Raw genomic sequence first — 15,630 nt, forward strand, 5'->3', positions numbered from 1 at the left:
TGGTAGAGGAGGCACCCGGAGGCGGCGTCCACGTTCGGCCAGGGATCCTTGATCTTCTGGACCTGCTTGAGGACCTCGGGCACGACCTTGAAGACGCGGGCGACGGTCTGGTAGGTCTTGTCCTCGGGGCACACCCTCGCGCCGAAGGCGTGGAAGGCGTCGAAGCGCGGGTCGGTGATGCGAAGGACGGCGTGGCCGTACCCGGGGACGACCTTCCCGGCGTTCAGCGTGTCCTGGGCGTACTTCGCCAGCTGCTCCTCGGTGGGGGCGCCGCCGAATTTCTCCATGGTCTCGAGGATCCAGCCCAGGCATTCCTGGTTGGCGAGGCCGTGGAGGGGGCCCGCCAGGCCGTTGAGGCCCGCGGACACGGCGTAGAAGGCGTCGGAGAGGGCCGAACCCACGCAGTGACAGGTGTGGGCCGAGACGTTGCCGCCCTCGTGGTCGCTGTGGAGGGTCAGGTACAGGCGCATGAGGTTCTTGAACTCGCCCGTGGGATCGGGGATGCCCAGCATGTGGGCGTAGTTGCCGCCCCAGTCGAGGTTCGGGTCGGCGGGAATCCGCGGGCCCTTGTCGAAGGTCTTGCGGTAGATGTACGCCGCGATTTCGGGCATCCAGGCCAGGATGTTCAGGGAGTCTTCCAGCATGGGCTCCCAGTACTGGTCCTTCTTCATGCCCGCGTCGTACCCCTTGCGGAACTCGGATTCGCGCTCGAGGGAAAGGATGGCCGTGTCGAGCTGGCACATGGGATGGGAGTCCTTCGGCATGGCGTCGAGGACGTTGAAGACGTAGCCCGGGAGCTTCTTGGCGCGGGCCTTCAGGTCCGCCTGAAGGTCCTTGAGCTCGTCGGCGCTCGGCAGGGTGCCCACGCAGAGGAGCCAGAAAATCTCCTCGGGGAGCTTGTCCGTCAGCTGGCCGATGGGAATGCCGCGGATGATGAGGCCCTTGTCCGGCGGCACCTCGGAGGTGTCGCAGACCATGGCCTTGAGGCCGCGCATGCCGCCGAAGGCCGCGCCGATGGTCAGTTCGCCGATCACCTTCGCGCCGTGCTCCTTCACGAAGGCCTTGATGTCGTTCCGCATCGCCGGAATCTGGCTGGCCAGCACATCGTGTAACTTGCCCATGCAGCACCTCCTGAACTTGGGTCCCAACCACCGCCGGAGGCCCGATGCCCCCGGTTACCGAAGCGGTGCCCCCCATCACGCCTGGATGCAGGCCGGGAACCGCCTGAACCGACTGGATTTCCGCCCTCCGCGGCGGCCTGCCGCGTCTCGCCGGTGCCTCCTGATGCCGTTCCACGGTGAGCGAGGGCCAATTATGGTCGGCGGCCCTTTCGGGTGTCAACCGAGAAAAGGGGGCGATCCGTCCTCGAGCCAAAGCGGGGTGATTTGGCCCAATCCGACAAGATCCGTGGGAGATTCGGAGGGGCCGCCCCGAGGTCTCCGAACCCCCGGAATCGCCCTCACCCAGGGGAACTTTTTTGTGCTACGGTAGGTCTAGATCTCCCTATCCGGGGCCCTCCGGCCCCCAAGGAGCGACCCATGAAGCGTGCGGCCCTTTCGATCCTCGCCCTGACCGCAGCCACGGTGTTTCACGCCACCGAGGCCCCCAAGTCCATGCTCACCATTTACAACCAGGACCTGGCCCTGGTCCGCCAGGAACGGGCCGTGACCGTCCAGCCCGGCGTGTTCAAGTACCTCTTCGAGGACGTGACCACCCGCATCGACGCCACCTCCGTGGCCCTGGAGACCCTCTCGGGCCCGCCCCTGCGAATCCTCGAGCAGAACTACGCCTACGACCTCATCAGCGACCAGAAGGTGCTCGAAAAGAGCCTGGGGCGAACGGTTACCTTCTTCGAAAAGACCGGCGACCTGGAGAAGTCCTACACGGGGACCCTCCTTTCCGTGGCCGGCAACCGCCCCGTGATCCGGACGGCCGAGGGCCTCTACATCGGCTATCCCTCCCGGTACCTCCTCGACACCCTCCCTCCCGGCCTCATCGTCAAGCCGACCCTGGTCTGGCTCCTGGAAGGACAGCGGGCGGGGCGGCAGGACGTGGCCCTCTCCTACCTCACCGGGGGCCTGTCCTGGAACTCCAACTACGTCCTCCTCCTGGACCCCTCCGAGCGGAACGTCGGGTTCACGGGGTGGGTGACCATCCACAACCAGAGCGGCCTCACCTTCGAGGACGCGACCTTGAAGCTCCTCGCGGGCGACGTGAACCGGGCCGAGCAGGACGAGCCCCGCCGCCGGGTCTACGCCGCCGCCAAGATGGAAATGGCGGCCCCGGCGCCGCAGTTCGAGGAGAAGAGCCTCTTCGAGTACCACCTGTACACCCTCCAGCGGCCGGCCACCCTGGCCGACAACGAGACCAAGCAGATCGAGCTGGCCTCGGCCCCCGCCGTTCCCGTCCAGAAGACCTACGTCTACGACGGGGCCAACCTCGGCGGCTACGGCGGTTGGTACTACGGCGCCCGGGAAAACCGGGACCTGGGCGTCCCCTCCAACAAGAAGGTCTCCGTCTTTCTGGAGTTCGACAACAAGGAAGCCTCGGGACTCGGCATCCCGCTCCCCAAGGGCGTCGTCCGCGTCTTCCAGAAGGACACCGACGGGTCGGCCCAGTTCATCGGCGAGGACTCCATCGACCACACGCCCAAGGACGAGCACCTGCGCATCAAGCTCGGGGAGGCCTTCGACGTGGTGGGCGAGCGCAAGCAGACCTCCTTCAAGGTCGTCGTCTCGGGCCACGTCTACGACGAGTCCTTCGAGATCGTCCTGAGGAACCACAAGAAGGCGCCCGTGGCCGTCCGCGTGGCCGAAGTGCTCTACCGCTGGAGCGACTGGGAAATCCGACAGGAGAGCGCCAAGCACGAGAAGGTGGACAGCCAGACCGTTGTCTTCCCCGTCACCGTCCCCGCCGACGGCGAGACGAAGGTCACCTACACCGTCCGGTACACCTGGTAGGTTCAGCCCTCCGAGGGGACGGCCAGAACGGGTGATCGGCGCGGAAGGAGGCCGCCCGCTCGCGGTCTCCTTCCCGCGTTCTGGTCGTCGCTCTCCCCTCCGGCCGCCCGCCCGCTTTTCCGTTTCATCCCACCCGGTTCTTCCCCGCGGCTTTCCCGGCATAGAGGGCCTCGTCGGCCCGTCGCAAGGCGTCCTCGACGCCCCGGACCGGGTCGAAGACGCCCACGCCCAGGGTGAGAGTGACCCGGACCTGCCTGTCCCCGAAAGCCACGGGGGTCCGCTCCACCGCCTGGCGGACCTTCTCGGCGGCCTGCAAGGCCCCCTCCCGGTCCGTTTCAGGAAGGAGCAGCAGGAACTCCTCGCCCCCCCAGCGCGCCACCGCGTCCTGCTCCCGAAGGGAATTCCGGAGGAGGCCCGCCACGGCCACGAGGACGGCGTCGCCCGCCGGATGGCCGTACAGGTCGTTGACCCGCTTGAAGTCGTCCAGGTCCGCAAGGACGAGGGCGAAGGCCCGGCCGCTGCGTTCGCTGCGCGCCCTCTCCTGCCCGATCCTCTCCCAGGCGGCCCGGCGGTTGAGGAGCTGGGTCAGATCGTCAAGGCGGGAGAGGCGCTCCACGCGGGAATAGGTCTCCTGGAGTTCCCGGCTCGTGGCCTCGATCTCGCGGGAGTGCCGCGCCCGGAGTCTCAAGAGGTTTACGAGGAGGATCAAGAACCCCAGGGCCAGTCCGATCCCCCCCAAGAGGGCCCAGCGGATCCGATCCTGGAAAGCCTTCTCCCGCTTCAGCCCTTCGATCTCCTGCTCCTTCTTTTCCGTCTCGTAGGCCACCCGGAGCTGGTTGATCTGGAGAGACTTGGAGGCATCGAGGATGCGGCCCTCGAAGTCCGCGCGCCGGACCCGGGCCTCGTAAGCCCGGCGGTAGTCCCCCGATCCGGCGTAGAGCTCCGCCAGGGCGGCCTGCACGTCGGCCTGGCTCCTCGGGTCCCCCAGGTCCTCGGCCAGGGCCCGGGCCGTCTCGAATCGGGCGAGGGCCTGCGGGATCCTTCCCCTCTCCCTTTCCACCCTCCCCTGGAGCATCAGGACGTTGAGGATGCCCCGCTTGCGCCCGGTGCGCTCGCACACGGCGAGGGACTCGGCCAGATACGGCTCGGCCTCGTCGTAGCGATTCAAATCCACGTAGACGGATCCGACGTTGGCGAGGACGATGCTCAGGAGGTAGTCGTCCCCGATGGAGCGCGCGAGGGGAAGGGCTAGCAGGTTCTCCTCCAGGGCCTCGGCGAAGCGCCCCCGGTCCTGGTGGACGCTCGCGAGGTTCCCGTGGGCCCCGGCCACGCCAAGCGCGTAGGCCTGCCCCTCGTACACGGCCAGTGCCCGGCGATAGGATTCCTCGGCCTGAACGAAATCCCCCGTGGCCTTGAAGACGTTTCCCAGGGTCGCCTGGAGGTGCCCCGCTCGGAGGGCGTGGGGGCCCTTCCCGTCGCGGGCCAGGGCCTCTTCCAGCCGGAGGGCGTCCAGGTAGAGGCCGATGGCCTTGTCGTACCTCGCGAGGAAGTACTGGACGTCACCCAGGCGCCGCAGCGCCCTCGCCGTCTCTCCAAGGTTCCCCTGGGCCTCGAAGAGCGCGCGGGCGGCTTCGTAGCACTCGAGGGCCTGGGGGTAGGCGTCGAGTGTCCGGTGGGCCTCGCCGAGGTTGTACCGGGCGAGGGCCTCCCCTTCCGCGTACCGGGCCGCCCGGGACGCCGCCAGGGCCTCCTCCGCCAACACCCGGGCCCCCTTCGGATCCGTGGCCAAGGCCTTTACGGCCCGCGCGTTCAGGCCATCCACCCGGGCGCGGTCCTCGGCCCCGGGTCCGGGCCCCGGCGTCCGGGAGGGGCCGCACGCCGTCGCCGCCAGAAGCGCCGCCGCCGCCAGCACCCCCTTCCAGGCTCCGGCCATCTCCCCGCCTCCACCGATTCTCCGCCACCTGGATCGTGGTTACAGCCTACCCGAGGCTCCCCCCGCCCGCAACCCACAGGGCGCTCGGGCGCGGATCGGAGGGGCGCGTCACGGGGGGCCGATGGAGTGTTTCGGGAAGAAGGATGCGGGGCGCCCGCCCCTTCTTCAGTCCTTGCCGGGCCTGCGGCCCAGGAGAACCGTCAGGTCCACGCGATTCCCGTCCCGAAGGACGGTGACGGCGACGGTCTCGCCGGGTTTGTGGTCCTGAAGGGCGTAGGTGTAGTCGTAGACGTTCTCGATGGTCTTTCCGGCGAAGCCGACGATGACGTCGCCCTTTCGGAGCCCGCCCTGTTCGGCGGGGCTTCCCGCGCGTACGCCCATGAGCCGCACGCCCTTCACCTCGCCCGTGTAATCGGGGATGGTGCCCAGGTAGACGCGGAAGCCCCGGCCCGCCATCTCGCTGGGCGGCGGCGCCACCCGGACGTAGGCGGGGCGCTCGGGCAGGTCCAGGAGCGCGCCGGTGACCCGGGCGGCCAGGCGGAGGACCTTCGCCTCCCCGCCGTAGAGCACCTTGTCGGCGGTGTCCCCGGGCCGGTGGTAGTCCTCGTGGGCGCCCGTGAAGAAGAAGAGAACCGGGATGCCCTGGGCGTAAAAGACCGAATGGTCGGACGCCCCGTACCCGTCCTCCCCGAGGGAGAGGCTCAGGCCCTCCGTGTTGGCCCGGGCGAGGAGATCCTTCCAGACGGGGGAGGTGCCCGCCCCGCCCACCACCAGGCTGTTCTCCCGAAGGCGGCCGATCATGTCGAAGTTCAGCATGGCCACGGCCTTCTCCAGGGGCACGGGAGGGGCCTTCACGACCTGGGAGGAACCGAGGGTGCCCAGCTCCTCTCCCGCGAAGGAAACGAACAGCAGGTTCCGTCCCCGCACCGGCTCGGCGGCGAACCGGCGGGCGAGGGCCATGAGCCCCGCCGTGCCTGATGCGTTGTCGTCGGCCCCCGGATGGACCTCCCCCTTCTTCTCGGCCAGCGAACCCTCCACGCCCAGGCCCAGGTGGTCGTAGTGGGCCCCGAGGATCACCGTCTCGTCGGTGGCCCGGGTGGCGGGGAGCCACCCCAGTACGTTCAACCCCTCGGCCTTCTCGCGCTTCAGGCGCACGGCGGCGGAGAAGGCGACCCCGGGCACTTCGAAGCGAAGGGGCGTCCCGTGCGGATTTCCGGGGTCGGGAAGCGAAAGGCCCGCGGCTTCGAAGGCCGAGGCGAAGGGGGCCCGCCGGGCGGTGAGCACCACGAGGCCCGCCGATCCGCCCCGGGCGGTGGTGGAGAGGGGGACGAGGTCGTCGTCCTGGGCCGAGGGCCCCAGGACGATCAGGGCCTTGGCGCCCATCTCGCGGGCCGTCATGGCCTTGTGCCGGATGGGGTAGTACAGGGCGTAGGGGCTCTTCGGATCGTCCCCTTCGGGGCCCCAGCGGTACACGACGACGGCCTTGCCCTTCACGTCGAGGCCGTCGTAGTCGTTCCATTTCTGGTCCTGGGCGCGGATCCCGTACCCGGCGAAGACCACCGGCAGGGCCTCCAGGTCGCCGTCCTCGGACATGCCGAGGGGCTGGATCTCCTCCCCGACGGAGAGGGGGCGGACCCGCCCGCCTCCCAGAAGGCTCGCCGCGTTCCCCTCGCCCAAGTGGACACCGGAGGTGAAGGGAAAGGCGTCGAGGTAGCCCTCCCGCCCCGGGGGCGGACGGAGCCCCGCCGAGCGGAAGGAGGCGGCCACGTATTCGGCGGCCTCCCGGGCTTCGGGGGTTCCGGTCAGGCGCCCCCGGAGGTCGGGGGAAGCGAGGAAGGAGACATCCCGGCGAAGGGCCTCCTCGGAGAAGGCCGCCTCTCCCGCGGGCGCCTCCACCCACTCCGCCACGAAAATGTTGGTCTCCCCAGGACGCGCGGCGTTCCGGTTGGCCCCCCAGACGAGGTGGCGCCCGTCGGGGCTGAACATGGGGAAGCCGTCGAAGGAGGGCTCAAAGGTGACCTGCTCGAGGCCGCTTCCGTCCTCGTTCACGAGGTAGAGGTCGAAGTTCCTCTTCTTTTCGTCCCCCACGTTGGAGGCGAAGAGGATGCGCTTCCCGTCGGGGTGCCAGAAGGGGCAGAAGTTGGCCGCGCCGTTGGAGGTGACCTGCCTCAGGCCCGAGCCGTCCGCACGGATCGTGAAAATCTCCATGTGCGAGGGGCGCACCAGGTGGTCTCTCAGGAGGGACCGGTACTCCTCCAGCTCCTTCGGATCCGTGGGGTGCCAGCCCCGGAAGACGATCTTCTGAGAATCGGGCGAAAAGAAGGCCCCTCCGTCGTAACCGGGCAGGTGCGTCAGGCGGGTGGTGGAGCGCGTCGAGAGGTCCAAGAGGTAGAGCTCCAGGTCCCCGTCGCGGTCGGAGGTGAAGACGATCTTGGAGCCGTCGGGGCTCACGGTGGCCTCGGCGTCGTACCCCGGCGAGGCGATGAGGGGCTTGAGGTCCGTCCCGTCGGCGGCGGCCTCGTACACGTCGTAGCCCGGATGGACCGGCCAGACGTACCCGCGGCTGAGGTCGGGAGGGGCGGGGCATTCGGGCGCGGAGGCATGGGTGGATGAAAAGACCACCCGGCCGTCGCCCTTCAGGAAGTACGCGCAGGTGCACCGGCCCTTGCCGGTGCTGACGAGGCGGCGGCTCCCCCCGGAGAGGTCCATGGTGTAGATCTGATCGCAGTCCGCCTTCCCCTCCCTGGACTGGTAGATGAGGCGGTCGCCGGCGAAGGAGAAATAGGCCTCGGCGTTCTCCCCCGAGAAGGTCAGCTGGCGGACGTTGGCCAGTCGGATCTCGCGGGGGTCCCGGAGGGACGGGGCGGAGGCCGGGGCCTCTCCCTTCGCGACGGGGGACGCCAGCCAGGCGGCGGCCATCAGGGCGGCAAGGGGGAACGATCGAACAGCGGTCTTCATGCGCTACCTCCGGTCATCCAACACGCATCCGGCCCAGGGTAATCCAGGCTCGAAGGGCGGGAAAAGGTGCGCGAAATCGGCGAACCTGGATTCTCGAATTTGGAATCCATGCGTGTTCAAAACAAAGCAGCGTGTCTCCTTCGAACGTCGGCCGGGCCCTGGCCGCGCCCTTGGCGCGGCACGGAGGGCCTGGTCCGGGCGCCTCCATGCCCGCCTCCGCGCGCCCCGTCCCCAGCCCCTCCGCCGCCCTTCGGGCTCCAGGCCCGGCCTCGCGCTGGACTGCCCCTCCCCCCTCCTCTGGCGTTGCGCCGGCGGCGCCGGGACGCGCCTTCCTCCGCTTCGCTCCGGAAGGCAGGCAGCATAAGACGCGCAAAAAGATCCTGGACGGGCATGATTTGGAATTTCGAATCTTGGACTTGGGAATTGGACATCCGAAAGGCGGCCTCCCGGACGAACTCCCAGAATCCTCACATCCCGCTCTCCCGGGCTCGAGGCTTCTTGAGCACTTGGTCTCCCGGTTTCTCGGTCTCCTGATCTCTCGGGCCTCGGGCTCTCGGGTTCTTGGTCTCTTGGGTTCTTTGTCTCTTGGGCTCCTGGTCACATGGCCTCCACGTCTCCAGGCCCAGGCCTTCTGGATTTCCTGGTTCCAGGCATCTCGGGATCCCCTCATCCCGCCTCACGGGCCCTCTCTGCTTCACTGGTGTCCAAGACAATTTTGGGGCGTTTTTTTACGGCTTTCGCCGGGAGCCTGCCTGCAGCGGGCAGGCGAAGCGGAGGGCGAAAGCCAGGCCGCAGGATTGGGCCTTGGGCGAGGAAGGCTAGGCGACCGCACCGGAGGCGTACCTGTGTACGTTGAGGATGCGGGCGCCGAAGCCTGACGAAGCCCAAGGTCCGGGACTTGCGGCCTCCTGAAAAGGGGGTGGGGGGCAACGGCGTGGCCGTGCTAGCCGAAGCGGGACGGAGCGCCCGAAGGGCGCGGGGAGGCCATGGACCGGGACGCGGACGTGCTTGCACGGAAGCGGCCGGTCCGGGCCTCGCAAGCCGCGCCGACGGCGCGGCGCCCGTTCCGCCTTGCTTCGAAGGCAAAAACGCCATTTGTTCTGGACCCGCATGTTCCTACTTGACAATTCGGAATATGGATTCTATATTCGGAATCTCCATTATGGAGCAAGCATGGCCGCCAAGAGGAAGGAAATCGAAAGGGAACAGAGGAGGCGCCTTCTCCTGGAGGCCGCCGAGAGGATATTCGGACGGAAGCCCTTCGACGTGGCCACCATGCAGGACGTGGCGTCGGAGGCCCAGATCGGCATGCAGGGCCTCTACGAGCACTTCGCCTCCAAGGACGATCTCTACGCGCAGGTGGTCGTTACCCGGGTCGAGAACCTGAGGCACCGCGTGGAGGCGGTTCTCAAGGTGGAAAAGGACCCCATCGAGGCCCTCCGCGCCCTCGCCCGCGTCTACATGGAGGTCTTCGAGAACAGCCCCATGTTCCTTCCCGTCTTCCTGATGGAGAAGGCGCGATTCGACTGGGAGATGGAGTCCAGGCTGGGCGCCAAGGTGCGCTCCATTTACCGGGAGGAGCGCTCCCGGGTGGCGCGGATCCTGAGGAAGATCCAGGCCCAGGGAAGGCTGGGCCCGCTCCCCGTCGAGTACATGACCCAGCACTGCATGGACACGATCCACGCGGCCCTCTGGTACCGCCACCGCTGCAAGCCTACCGAGGAGATCGAGACGTGCGTGAACCGAGCCTTTCAAGTCCTTTTTTCCGGCCTGAGCGCCGCTCCCTGAAGGTCTGTTCCGCGGTTCTTCTCTTCTGGATCGGAGCCCTCCCGGCCGCTGGACAGGAGATCCTCACCCTCGACCGGGCACTGGAAATCGCGGCGCGGAATTCACTCGCGGCCGAGGCGTCCTCCCTCGATTCGGCGGCGGCCCGCGAGGAAACGGCGACGGCCCGGGCCCTCTATTTCCCGGAGGTGGTGCTGGAGGGAGGCCACGTGAACCTGGACAACGACCCGGCCTTCCGGTTCGGGCCAGTGACCTTTCCCGCGGGGGACCAGGTTTACTGGAAGTACGACCTCTCGGTGCGGCAGGTCCTCTGGGACGGCGGCCGCAGGAGGGAGGCGGTGGCCGCGGGGAGGGCCGGCGAGAGCGCCGCCGCCCGCGGCGGGGCCGAGGCCGTACGCAGGCTCCAGGCCGAGGTCGTGGCCCGCTACGCGGGAGCCCTCATCTTCAAGGCCCAGGGGGAGGTGGCGGACCAGAGGCGGGAAGCCCTCGAGGACCACCTCCGCACCGTCCGGGATCTCTTCGAGCAGGGCGTCGTGGCCCGCAACGACCTCCTCCGCACGGAGGTCGCCCTTCGATCCGTCGAGGACCAGAGGCGTTCCCTGGCCAGCGCCTACGCGACGGCGGTGGAGGAGCTGAACCGGGCCCTCGGGCTGGACCCCGCGACGCCCCAGACCCTTCCCGGCGCGCTGGGCCCCGCGCCGCTCGTGCCGTGGGGCGAAGCGGAAATCCGTGCCCGAGCCGTCCAGGGCAACGACGGCCTGAAGGCCCTCGACGCCAAGATCGCCGCCCTGGAAGCCGCCCTGTCCCTGAGAGAAAAGGATTACGCCCCCGTTCTGCTCGCCGAGGCGGGACACGGCTACGAGCAGAACCGGTACATGGCCTACCCTCACGTGAACCGCCTTTTCGTGGGCCTTTCCTGGAACGTGTACGACGGCGGTGCCCGGGCGGCGAGAGTCCGCCAGGCCCGCGCCCAGGTCGACAAGGCGCGGCGAGAGCGCGTGGAAGCGGGGCGCGAGGTGGAAAACGCCGCGGCCCGAGCCTTCCGTGAGTTCGCCGACGCCCTGCGGGAACTGGACACGGCCCGGCTGAACGTGGAGGCTTCCCTGGAGAACCTCCGGATCGTGCAGGATCAATACCGGGAGGGGATGGCTCGCTCCACCGACGTCCTGGACGCCGAGTCGCTCCTGGCTGAAAGCCGCTTCCAGGCCGCCCGCACTCACTATCACGCCTACGCCCGCCAGGCGGCGCTTCTGGCTGCGCTGGGCGAGGACCTGAGGCGTTTCTTCGCCGGGGCGCAGGTCCCCGCGTCTTCCGAGGAGAAGTGACATGGCCCTGCAGAAAAAAGGGATCGCCCTCTGCGTCCTGCTGACCCTCGCCGTGCTCGGCGCCGCCCTCGGGTACGCGCGCTGGCGCCACAATCAGGTCTTCGTCCGGACGGAGAACGCCTACGTCGCGGGCCGGATTTTCGCCGTGGCGGCCAAGGTGCCCGGGAAGATCCAGACGCTTCCCGTGGAGGAGAATCAGGCCGTGAGGGCCGGGGACGTGGTGGCCACCCTGGATCCCCGGGATCTCGACGCCGCGGTGGCCCGGGCCGAAGCCGCACTGGCCGAAGCGGAGGCGGGGCTCGAGGCCGCCCGCGCGGCCCTCGCCCAGGCCTCCGCCCAGGAGTCTTCGGCCCGGAGCCAGCTCGCTCTGGCCCGAATCGAGAAGGAGAGGGTGGAGGCCCTCTACCGGAGGGAATCCCTCCCCAAGCAGAAGTTCGACCAGGCCTCCACGGCCCAAGAGGTGGCCGAGGCCCAGGTTTCCGCGGCCCAGAAGTCCGTGGCGTCGGCCCGCGCGGGCTTGCAGGTCTCCGAGGAGAAGATCCGGTCCGCCCGGGCGGCCCTCGAAGCGGCCCGCCTCCAGAGGTCCTACTGCGACCTCGCGGCGCCCGCCTCGGGCGTGGTGAGCCGCAAGACGGCCCAGGTGGGCCACGTGGTGGCCGCGGGCCAGCCCCTGTTCTCCATCGTGCCCCTGGACCTTCGGGAAATCTGGGTGGAGGCCAACTACAAGGAGACCCAGCTCCGAAACGTCCGCCCGGGACAGAGGGTCGAGGTCTGGGCCGACGTGGACCCCTCGAGGAAGTTCACGGGACGGGTGGACAGCATCGCGGCGGGCACGGGCGCGGTTTTCTCCCTGCTCCCGCCCGAGAACGCCACGGGCAACTGGGTGAAGGTGGTCCAGCGGGTGCCCGTCAAGGTGGTCCTGGACCCCGGGACCGACCCCGGCCACAGCCTCCGCCTCGGCCTCACCGTCACCTGCGAGATCGACACCCGTTCCGATGGAACGCCGTAGGCCCGCTTCTTGCGGGCGATCCGGCCCTATTCGTCCACGAATGACGCGCCCATGAACGCCGCCAACGGAAGCCGCAAGTGGTTTGTCGCCGTCACGACCCTCCTGGGCACCTTCATGGAGGTCCTGGATACCTCCGTGGCCAACGTGGCCCTTCCGCACATCCAGGGCACGTATGCCGCCGGCGTGGACGAGATCACCTGGGTCCTCACCTCCTACCTCGTGGCCAACGCGGTGATCCTGCCCCTGTCCGGCTTTCTCGGCACCGCCTTCTCGCGCAAGCGCGTCTACATGGCCTGTCTGGCCCTCTTCACGGCGAGTTCCTTTCTGGCGGGCGCCGCCCCCTCCCTGGGCTTCCTGATCCTCATGCGCGTCCTCCAGGGCCTCTCGGGCGGCGCCATGGTGCCCATGTCCCAGGCCATCCTCCTCGAGACCTTCCCCCGGGAGGAGCACGGCAAGGCCACGGCGGTCTTCGGAATCGGCGTGGTCCTCGCCCCCGTCCTCGGCCCCCTCGTGGGCGGGTGGATCACCGACAACTGGACCTGGCCCTGGATCTTCTTCATCAACATCCCCGTGGGCCTCCTCGCGCTGTTCCTTGCGTACCTCTTCGTGGAGGATCCCGTGTACCTGGAGAGGCCGGACGGACGCACGGACTTCGCCAGCCTGCTTTTCGTGGCGGTGGGGCTCGGGAGCCTGGAAATCCTCTTGAACCGCGGCGAGCGGAACGACTGGTTCGAGAGCCCGTTCATCCAGGCCCTGGCGGGAGCCGCCGTTCTCTTCCTGGCCCTCTTCGTCTGGCGCTCCCTCACCGCCGAGAACCCCCTCGTGGACCTCAGGATCCTGAGGGACCGGTCCTTCGCCTCAGGCACGGCCCTCATGTTCCTCGCGGGCTTCGGCATGTACGGCGCCTTCGTCCTGCTTCCCCTCTTCGTCCAGAACTTGCTGGCCTACACGCCCACGTGGGCCGGGCTCATCCTTTCTCCGGGAGGAGTCGCCTCCATGGTCTCCATGGCCCTGGCGGCGAAGCTCATGGGCCGGGTGGACACGCGCCTCCTGGTGGCGGCCGGCTTCTCCCTATTGGCCGGTTCCTGCTGGCTCTTGGCGGGCTCGACGCTGCAGGCGGGGATCCCCCACTTCACCCAGGCTTGGATCGTCCACGGTCTCGGGCTGGGGCTCTTCTTCGTTCCCATCGGCGTCACGGCCATGCGCCACATCCCCCCCGAAAGGATGGGGGCGGCCACGGGACTCTTCAACCTCATGCGGAACGAGGGCGGATCGGTGGGCATCGCCCTGTCCACCACCTTGCTCGCCCAGCGGAGCCAGGTCCACCACCACGTCCTGGCGGAGCACGTGTCCCCCTCGTCGCCTCTTCTGAGGGAGGGGATTCAAGGCACGTACGGCCTGCTGTCGTCCTCCTCGGGGCTTTCTCCCGCCTCCGTCCCGGACCTCGCCGCGGGGCTCTTGTCCGCAGGCGTGCAGAGGCAGGCCTACGCTCTGTCGTTTCTGGACGTCTTCGCGCTCCTGGGCGCGGTCTTTGTTCTGGGGCTGATCCTGGTCCCGTTCCTGGGACGGGACCGGTGCCAAGGCGACGACGCTCCGTCCCGCCGCTCCTCCGGCCTGCACTGACCCCAGCGCGATCGGGCCTTACGGGGCCTTCACGGCCCGCGTCGCGAAGGTGGAGGGGATCCACCTCTCGAAGGGCGAGCCGGGCCACCGATCCTCGTAGAAGCCCGTCAGAACGAAACCCGCGCGCATCTGTCCGCCGATCTGGTCCTCCAGGGTGTGTCCGAACTCCAGGGGCTCGCCGGCCTCCAACCGCCTCCTCAAGAGCTCCCGCGGGAGGTGCTCGAGGTCCGAGAACGGAACGGGGAACTTCACCTCCAGGCGATCGCCCTCCTTCAGGTCGGGATCGAAGAGGTAGACCAGGGGGTTGACGATCCCCGCCAGAAGGACGCCTCCCGGCGCGAGGACCCGGTACGCCTCCCTCCAGACGGGCAGGATGTGGGGCACGAAGCCGTTGGAGCAGGGGTGGAAGACGAGGTCGAAGGAGGCGTCTCCGAAGGCGGACAGGTCGCGCATGTCGCCCTCCACGAGCTTCAGGGAGAGCCCTTCCCGGTCGGCCACCTCGCGGTCCCTCGCGAGCTGGGCGGGGCTGTTGTCGAAGACCGTGACCTCGGCGCCCGCGGCGGCAAGGAGCGGCCCCTGCTGGCCTCCTCCCGATGCGAGGCACAGGATGCGACGGCCCCGCAGCGGCTGGAGCCATTCCCGCGGGACGGGAACGGAGGGCGTCAGGAGGACCTGAACCTCGCCCCTCCGCGCCGCGGCGATGGCGTCCGCTCCGACGGGCACGGTCCACCGGTTTCCGCGTTCCACCTCGCGGTCCCAAGCCCTTCGGTTGTGGTCTCTCACGTCCATGGCATTTCCTATCTCAGCCGGAGGAGGAGCGCGCCCTCGGCGAGGGCCTCCTCCACTTCCGCCGTCCCGGCCATGTCCAAGAAAGCCCTGGGCGGCCCTGGACGGTCGGGACGCTCGCCGAGCAGAAGGTGCCACCACCCCACGTCGTGCCAGGCCCCCAGCTTGAAGCCCACGTTGCGGTAGACGCAGAAGGGCCGAAAGCCCGAGGACTCATGGAGCGCCACGCTGGCGGGGTTCGGCAAGGTGATTCCGGCGTATACGTTGCAAAGGCCCTGCAGGGCGAGAATCCTCAGGAGAGATCGGTAGAGGGCCCTCCCCACCCCCCAGCCGCGGCAGTCCCGCCGCACGTAGACCGCCGAGTTGGCCGACCACCGATAGGCCGCCCGGGCATTGTGCGCGTCCGCGTACGCGTAGCCCAGCACTTCGCCGGACCTGCGACAGACGATCCACGGATAGGTGGGGAGGATCCTGGAGATCCGGCGCGACATCTCGTGGGGGGAGGGCGGCTCCTCCTCGAAGGAGACGGCCGTATCCCGCACGAGGGGTGCGTAGATTTCCGCCACGTCGGCTCCATCTTCCGGGACGGCTGGGCACAGTTCGGGCTGCACGGGCCTCTCCCTTCGAGGCCATTCTCTCACGGGCGCGAAAGCAAAGGGCCCGCCCCGTTTGGGGCGGGCCTGCAGAGCCCTCCTGGGTCGGGCTCCGGATCAGTTGTTCGGGGCGCCGGAGGCGATCCAGTCGAAGATGGCCTGCCGGTCGGCGGCCGTCACCTGGCTGGACCTGTGGCCCGCGGCGAGGAAGGTGTAGAGGACACTGTTGTTGGGATCCCCGGGGATGACGCGAATCCCCGACCGGGACTCGGCCGGAACATTGATGAGTTCACCGTAGGCCTGGCCTGCGCTGAGGTCGAGGCCCGCCTCCGGGCTGGAACCCGCGTGGCAGTTGATGCACTTGGGCGTGAAGATGCTCGTCTGGATGAAGGTGAAGGTGGGCGCCGCCGCGTTCACCGTGATCGTCCGCGTGTCGGGGGTGGGATCGGCCAGCCCGTGTTCGTCCGTGGCCGTGAAGGTCACCGAGTAGGTGCCCGCGCTGGCGTACACGTGGGCGCCGGGGTTGAGCATCGTGGAGGTGGAGCCGTCCCCGAAGTTCCACAGCACCGTGACCGTGTCGCCGTCCGGGTCCGTGGCGCTCCCCGAGAAGGTCACCGACTGGCCCGCCGTGATGGTCACGTTTCCGGCGGGGGCCGTG

The 15,630-nt window shown here is 68.7% G+C and carries 11 protein-coding genes; 5 read left to right on the forward strand and 6 right to left on the reverse strand.

Annotation, left to right across the window (positions count from 1 at the left end; translation table 11 throughout):
• On the reverse strand, positions 1-1,121 hold a 1,121-nt coding region (locus AB1824_09050), incomplete at its 3' end, for a citrate (Si)-synthase (protein MEW5765109.1).
• 417 nt (positions 1,122-1,538) lie between these two features.
• On the opposite strand from AB1824_09050, the gene AB1824_09055 reads away from it, so the two are divergent.
• Positions 1,539-2,960 (forward strand): DUF4139 domain-containing protein, encoded by a 1,422-nt coding sequence (locus AB1824_09055; GenBank protein ID MEW5765110.1) that lies wholly within the window; start codon positions 1,539-1,541, stop codon positions 2,958-2,960.
• Positions 2,961-3,084: 124 nt separating this feature from the next.
• Here the strand turns inward: AB1824_09055 and AB1824_09060 are convergent, their stop codons facing one another.
• Together AB1824_09060 and AB1824_09065 are read right to left on the reverse strand one after the other, a co-directional pair.
• The gene (locus tag AB1824_09060) at positions 3,085-4,893 is read right to left on the reverse strand and encodes a diguanylate cyclase (GenBank protein ID MEW5765111.1); all 1,809 of its coding nucleotides are present in this window, start codon (positions 4,891-4,893) and stop codon (positions 3,085-3,087) included.
• A gap of 165 nt (positions 4,894-5,058) precedes the next feature.
• A complete protein-coding gene (locus tag AB1824_09065; GenBank protein ID MEW5765112.1) occupies positions 5,059-7,851 on the reverse strand; it encodes a M28 family peptidase in 2,793 nt (930 codons plus the stop codon).
• Between the two features lie 1,173 nt (positions 7,852-9,024).
• Between AB1824_09065 and AB1824_09070 the strand changes: the two genes are divergently transcribed.
• From AB1824_09070 to AB1824_09085, 4 genes are read left to right on the forward strand one after another with little or no spacing between them, the layout of a single operon-like run.
• A complete protein-coding gene (locus AB1824_09070) occupies positions 9,025-9,639 on the forward strand; it encodes a TetR/AcrR family transcriptional regulator (protein MEW5765113.1) in 615 nt (204 codons plus the stop codon).
• The gene (locus tag AB1824_09075) at positions 9,585-10,961 is read left to right on the forward strand and encodes a TolC family protein (protein MEW5765114.1); all 1,377 of its coding nucleotides are present in this window, start codon (positions 9,585-9,587) and stop codon (positions 10,959-10,961) included. Before AB1824_09070 ends, AB1824_09075 begins: the two co-directional genes overlap by 55 nt.
• A gap of 1 nt (position 10,962) precedes the next feature.
• Positions 10,963-11,970, forward strand: a complete 1,008-nt coding sequence (locus AB1824_09080) for an HlyD family secretion protein (GenBank protein MEW5765115.1) — start codon at positions 10,963-10,965, stop codon at positions 11,968-11,970.
• 51 nt (positions 11,971-12,021) lie between these two features.
• A complete protein-coding gene (locus tag AB1824_09085; GenBank protein ID MEW5765116.1) occupies positions 12,022-13,593 on the forward strand; it encodes a DHA2 family efflux MFS transporter permease subunit in 1,572 nt (523 codons plus the stop codon).
• An 18-nt stretch (positions 13,594-13,611) separates the two neighbouring features.
• On the opposite strand, the gene AB1824_09090 is transcribed toward AB1824_09085, so the two are convergent.
• The 3 genes from AB1824_09090 to AB1824_09100 form a co-directional block, all read right to left on the reverse strand.
• Positions 13,612-14,382 (reverse strand): class I SAM-dependent methyltransferase, encoded by a 771-nt coding sequence (locus tag AB1824_09090; protein ID MEW5765117.1) that lies wholly within the window; start codon positions 14,380-14,382, stop codon positions 13,612-13,614.
• Between the two features lie 8 nt (positions 14,383-14,390).
• Positions 14,391-14,990 (reverse strand): arsinothricin resistance N-acetyltransferase ArsN1 family B, encoded by a 600-nt coding sequence (locus AB1824_09095; protein ID MEW5765118.1) that lies wholly within the window; start codon positions 14,988-14,990, stop codon positions 14,391-14,393.
• 99 nt (positions 14,991-15,089) lie between these two features.
• A partial coding sequence (locus AB1824_09100; protein MEW5765119.1) for a PKD domain-containing protein occupies positions 15,090-15,630 on the reverse strand: 541 nt, incomplete at its 5' end.

It is taken from the genome of Acidobacteriota bacterium, assembly GCA_040752915.1.
Classification (GTDB): domain Bacteria; phylum Acidobacteriota; class UBA4820; order UBA4820; family DSQY01; genus JBFLVU01.

Coding starts and splice junctions, on each gene's coding strand:
- AB1824_09055 (MEW5765110.1), top strand. CDS start 1,539: ATGAAGCGTGCGGCCCTTTCGATCCTCGCCCTGACCGCAGCCACGGTG.
- AB1824_09060 (MEW5765111.1), bottom strand. CDS start 4,893: ATGGCCGGAGCCTGGAAGGGGGTGCTGGCGGCGGCGGCGCTTCTGGCG.
- AB1824_09065 (MEW5765112.1), bottom strand. CDS start 7,851: ATGAAGACCGCTGTTCGATCGTTCCCCCTTGCCGCCCTGATGGCCGCC.
- AB1824_09070 (MEW5765113.1), top strand. CDS start 9,025: ATGGCCGCCAAGAGGAAGGAAATCGAAAGGGAACAGAGGAGGCGCCTT.
- AB1824_09080 (MEW5765115.1), top strand. CDS start 10,963: ATGGCCCTGCAGAAAAAAGGGATCGCCCTCTGCGTCCTGCTGACCCTC.
- AB1824_09085 (MEW5765116.1), top strand. CDS start 12,022: ATGAACGCCGCCAACGGAAGCCGCAAGTGGTTTGTCGCCGTCACGACC.
- AB1824_09090 (MEW5765117.1), bottom strand. CDS start 14,382: ATGGACGTGAGAGACCACAACCGAAGGGCTTGGGACCGCGAGGTGGAA.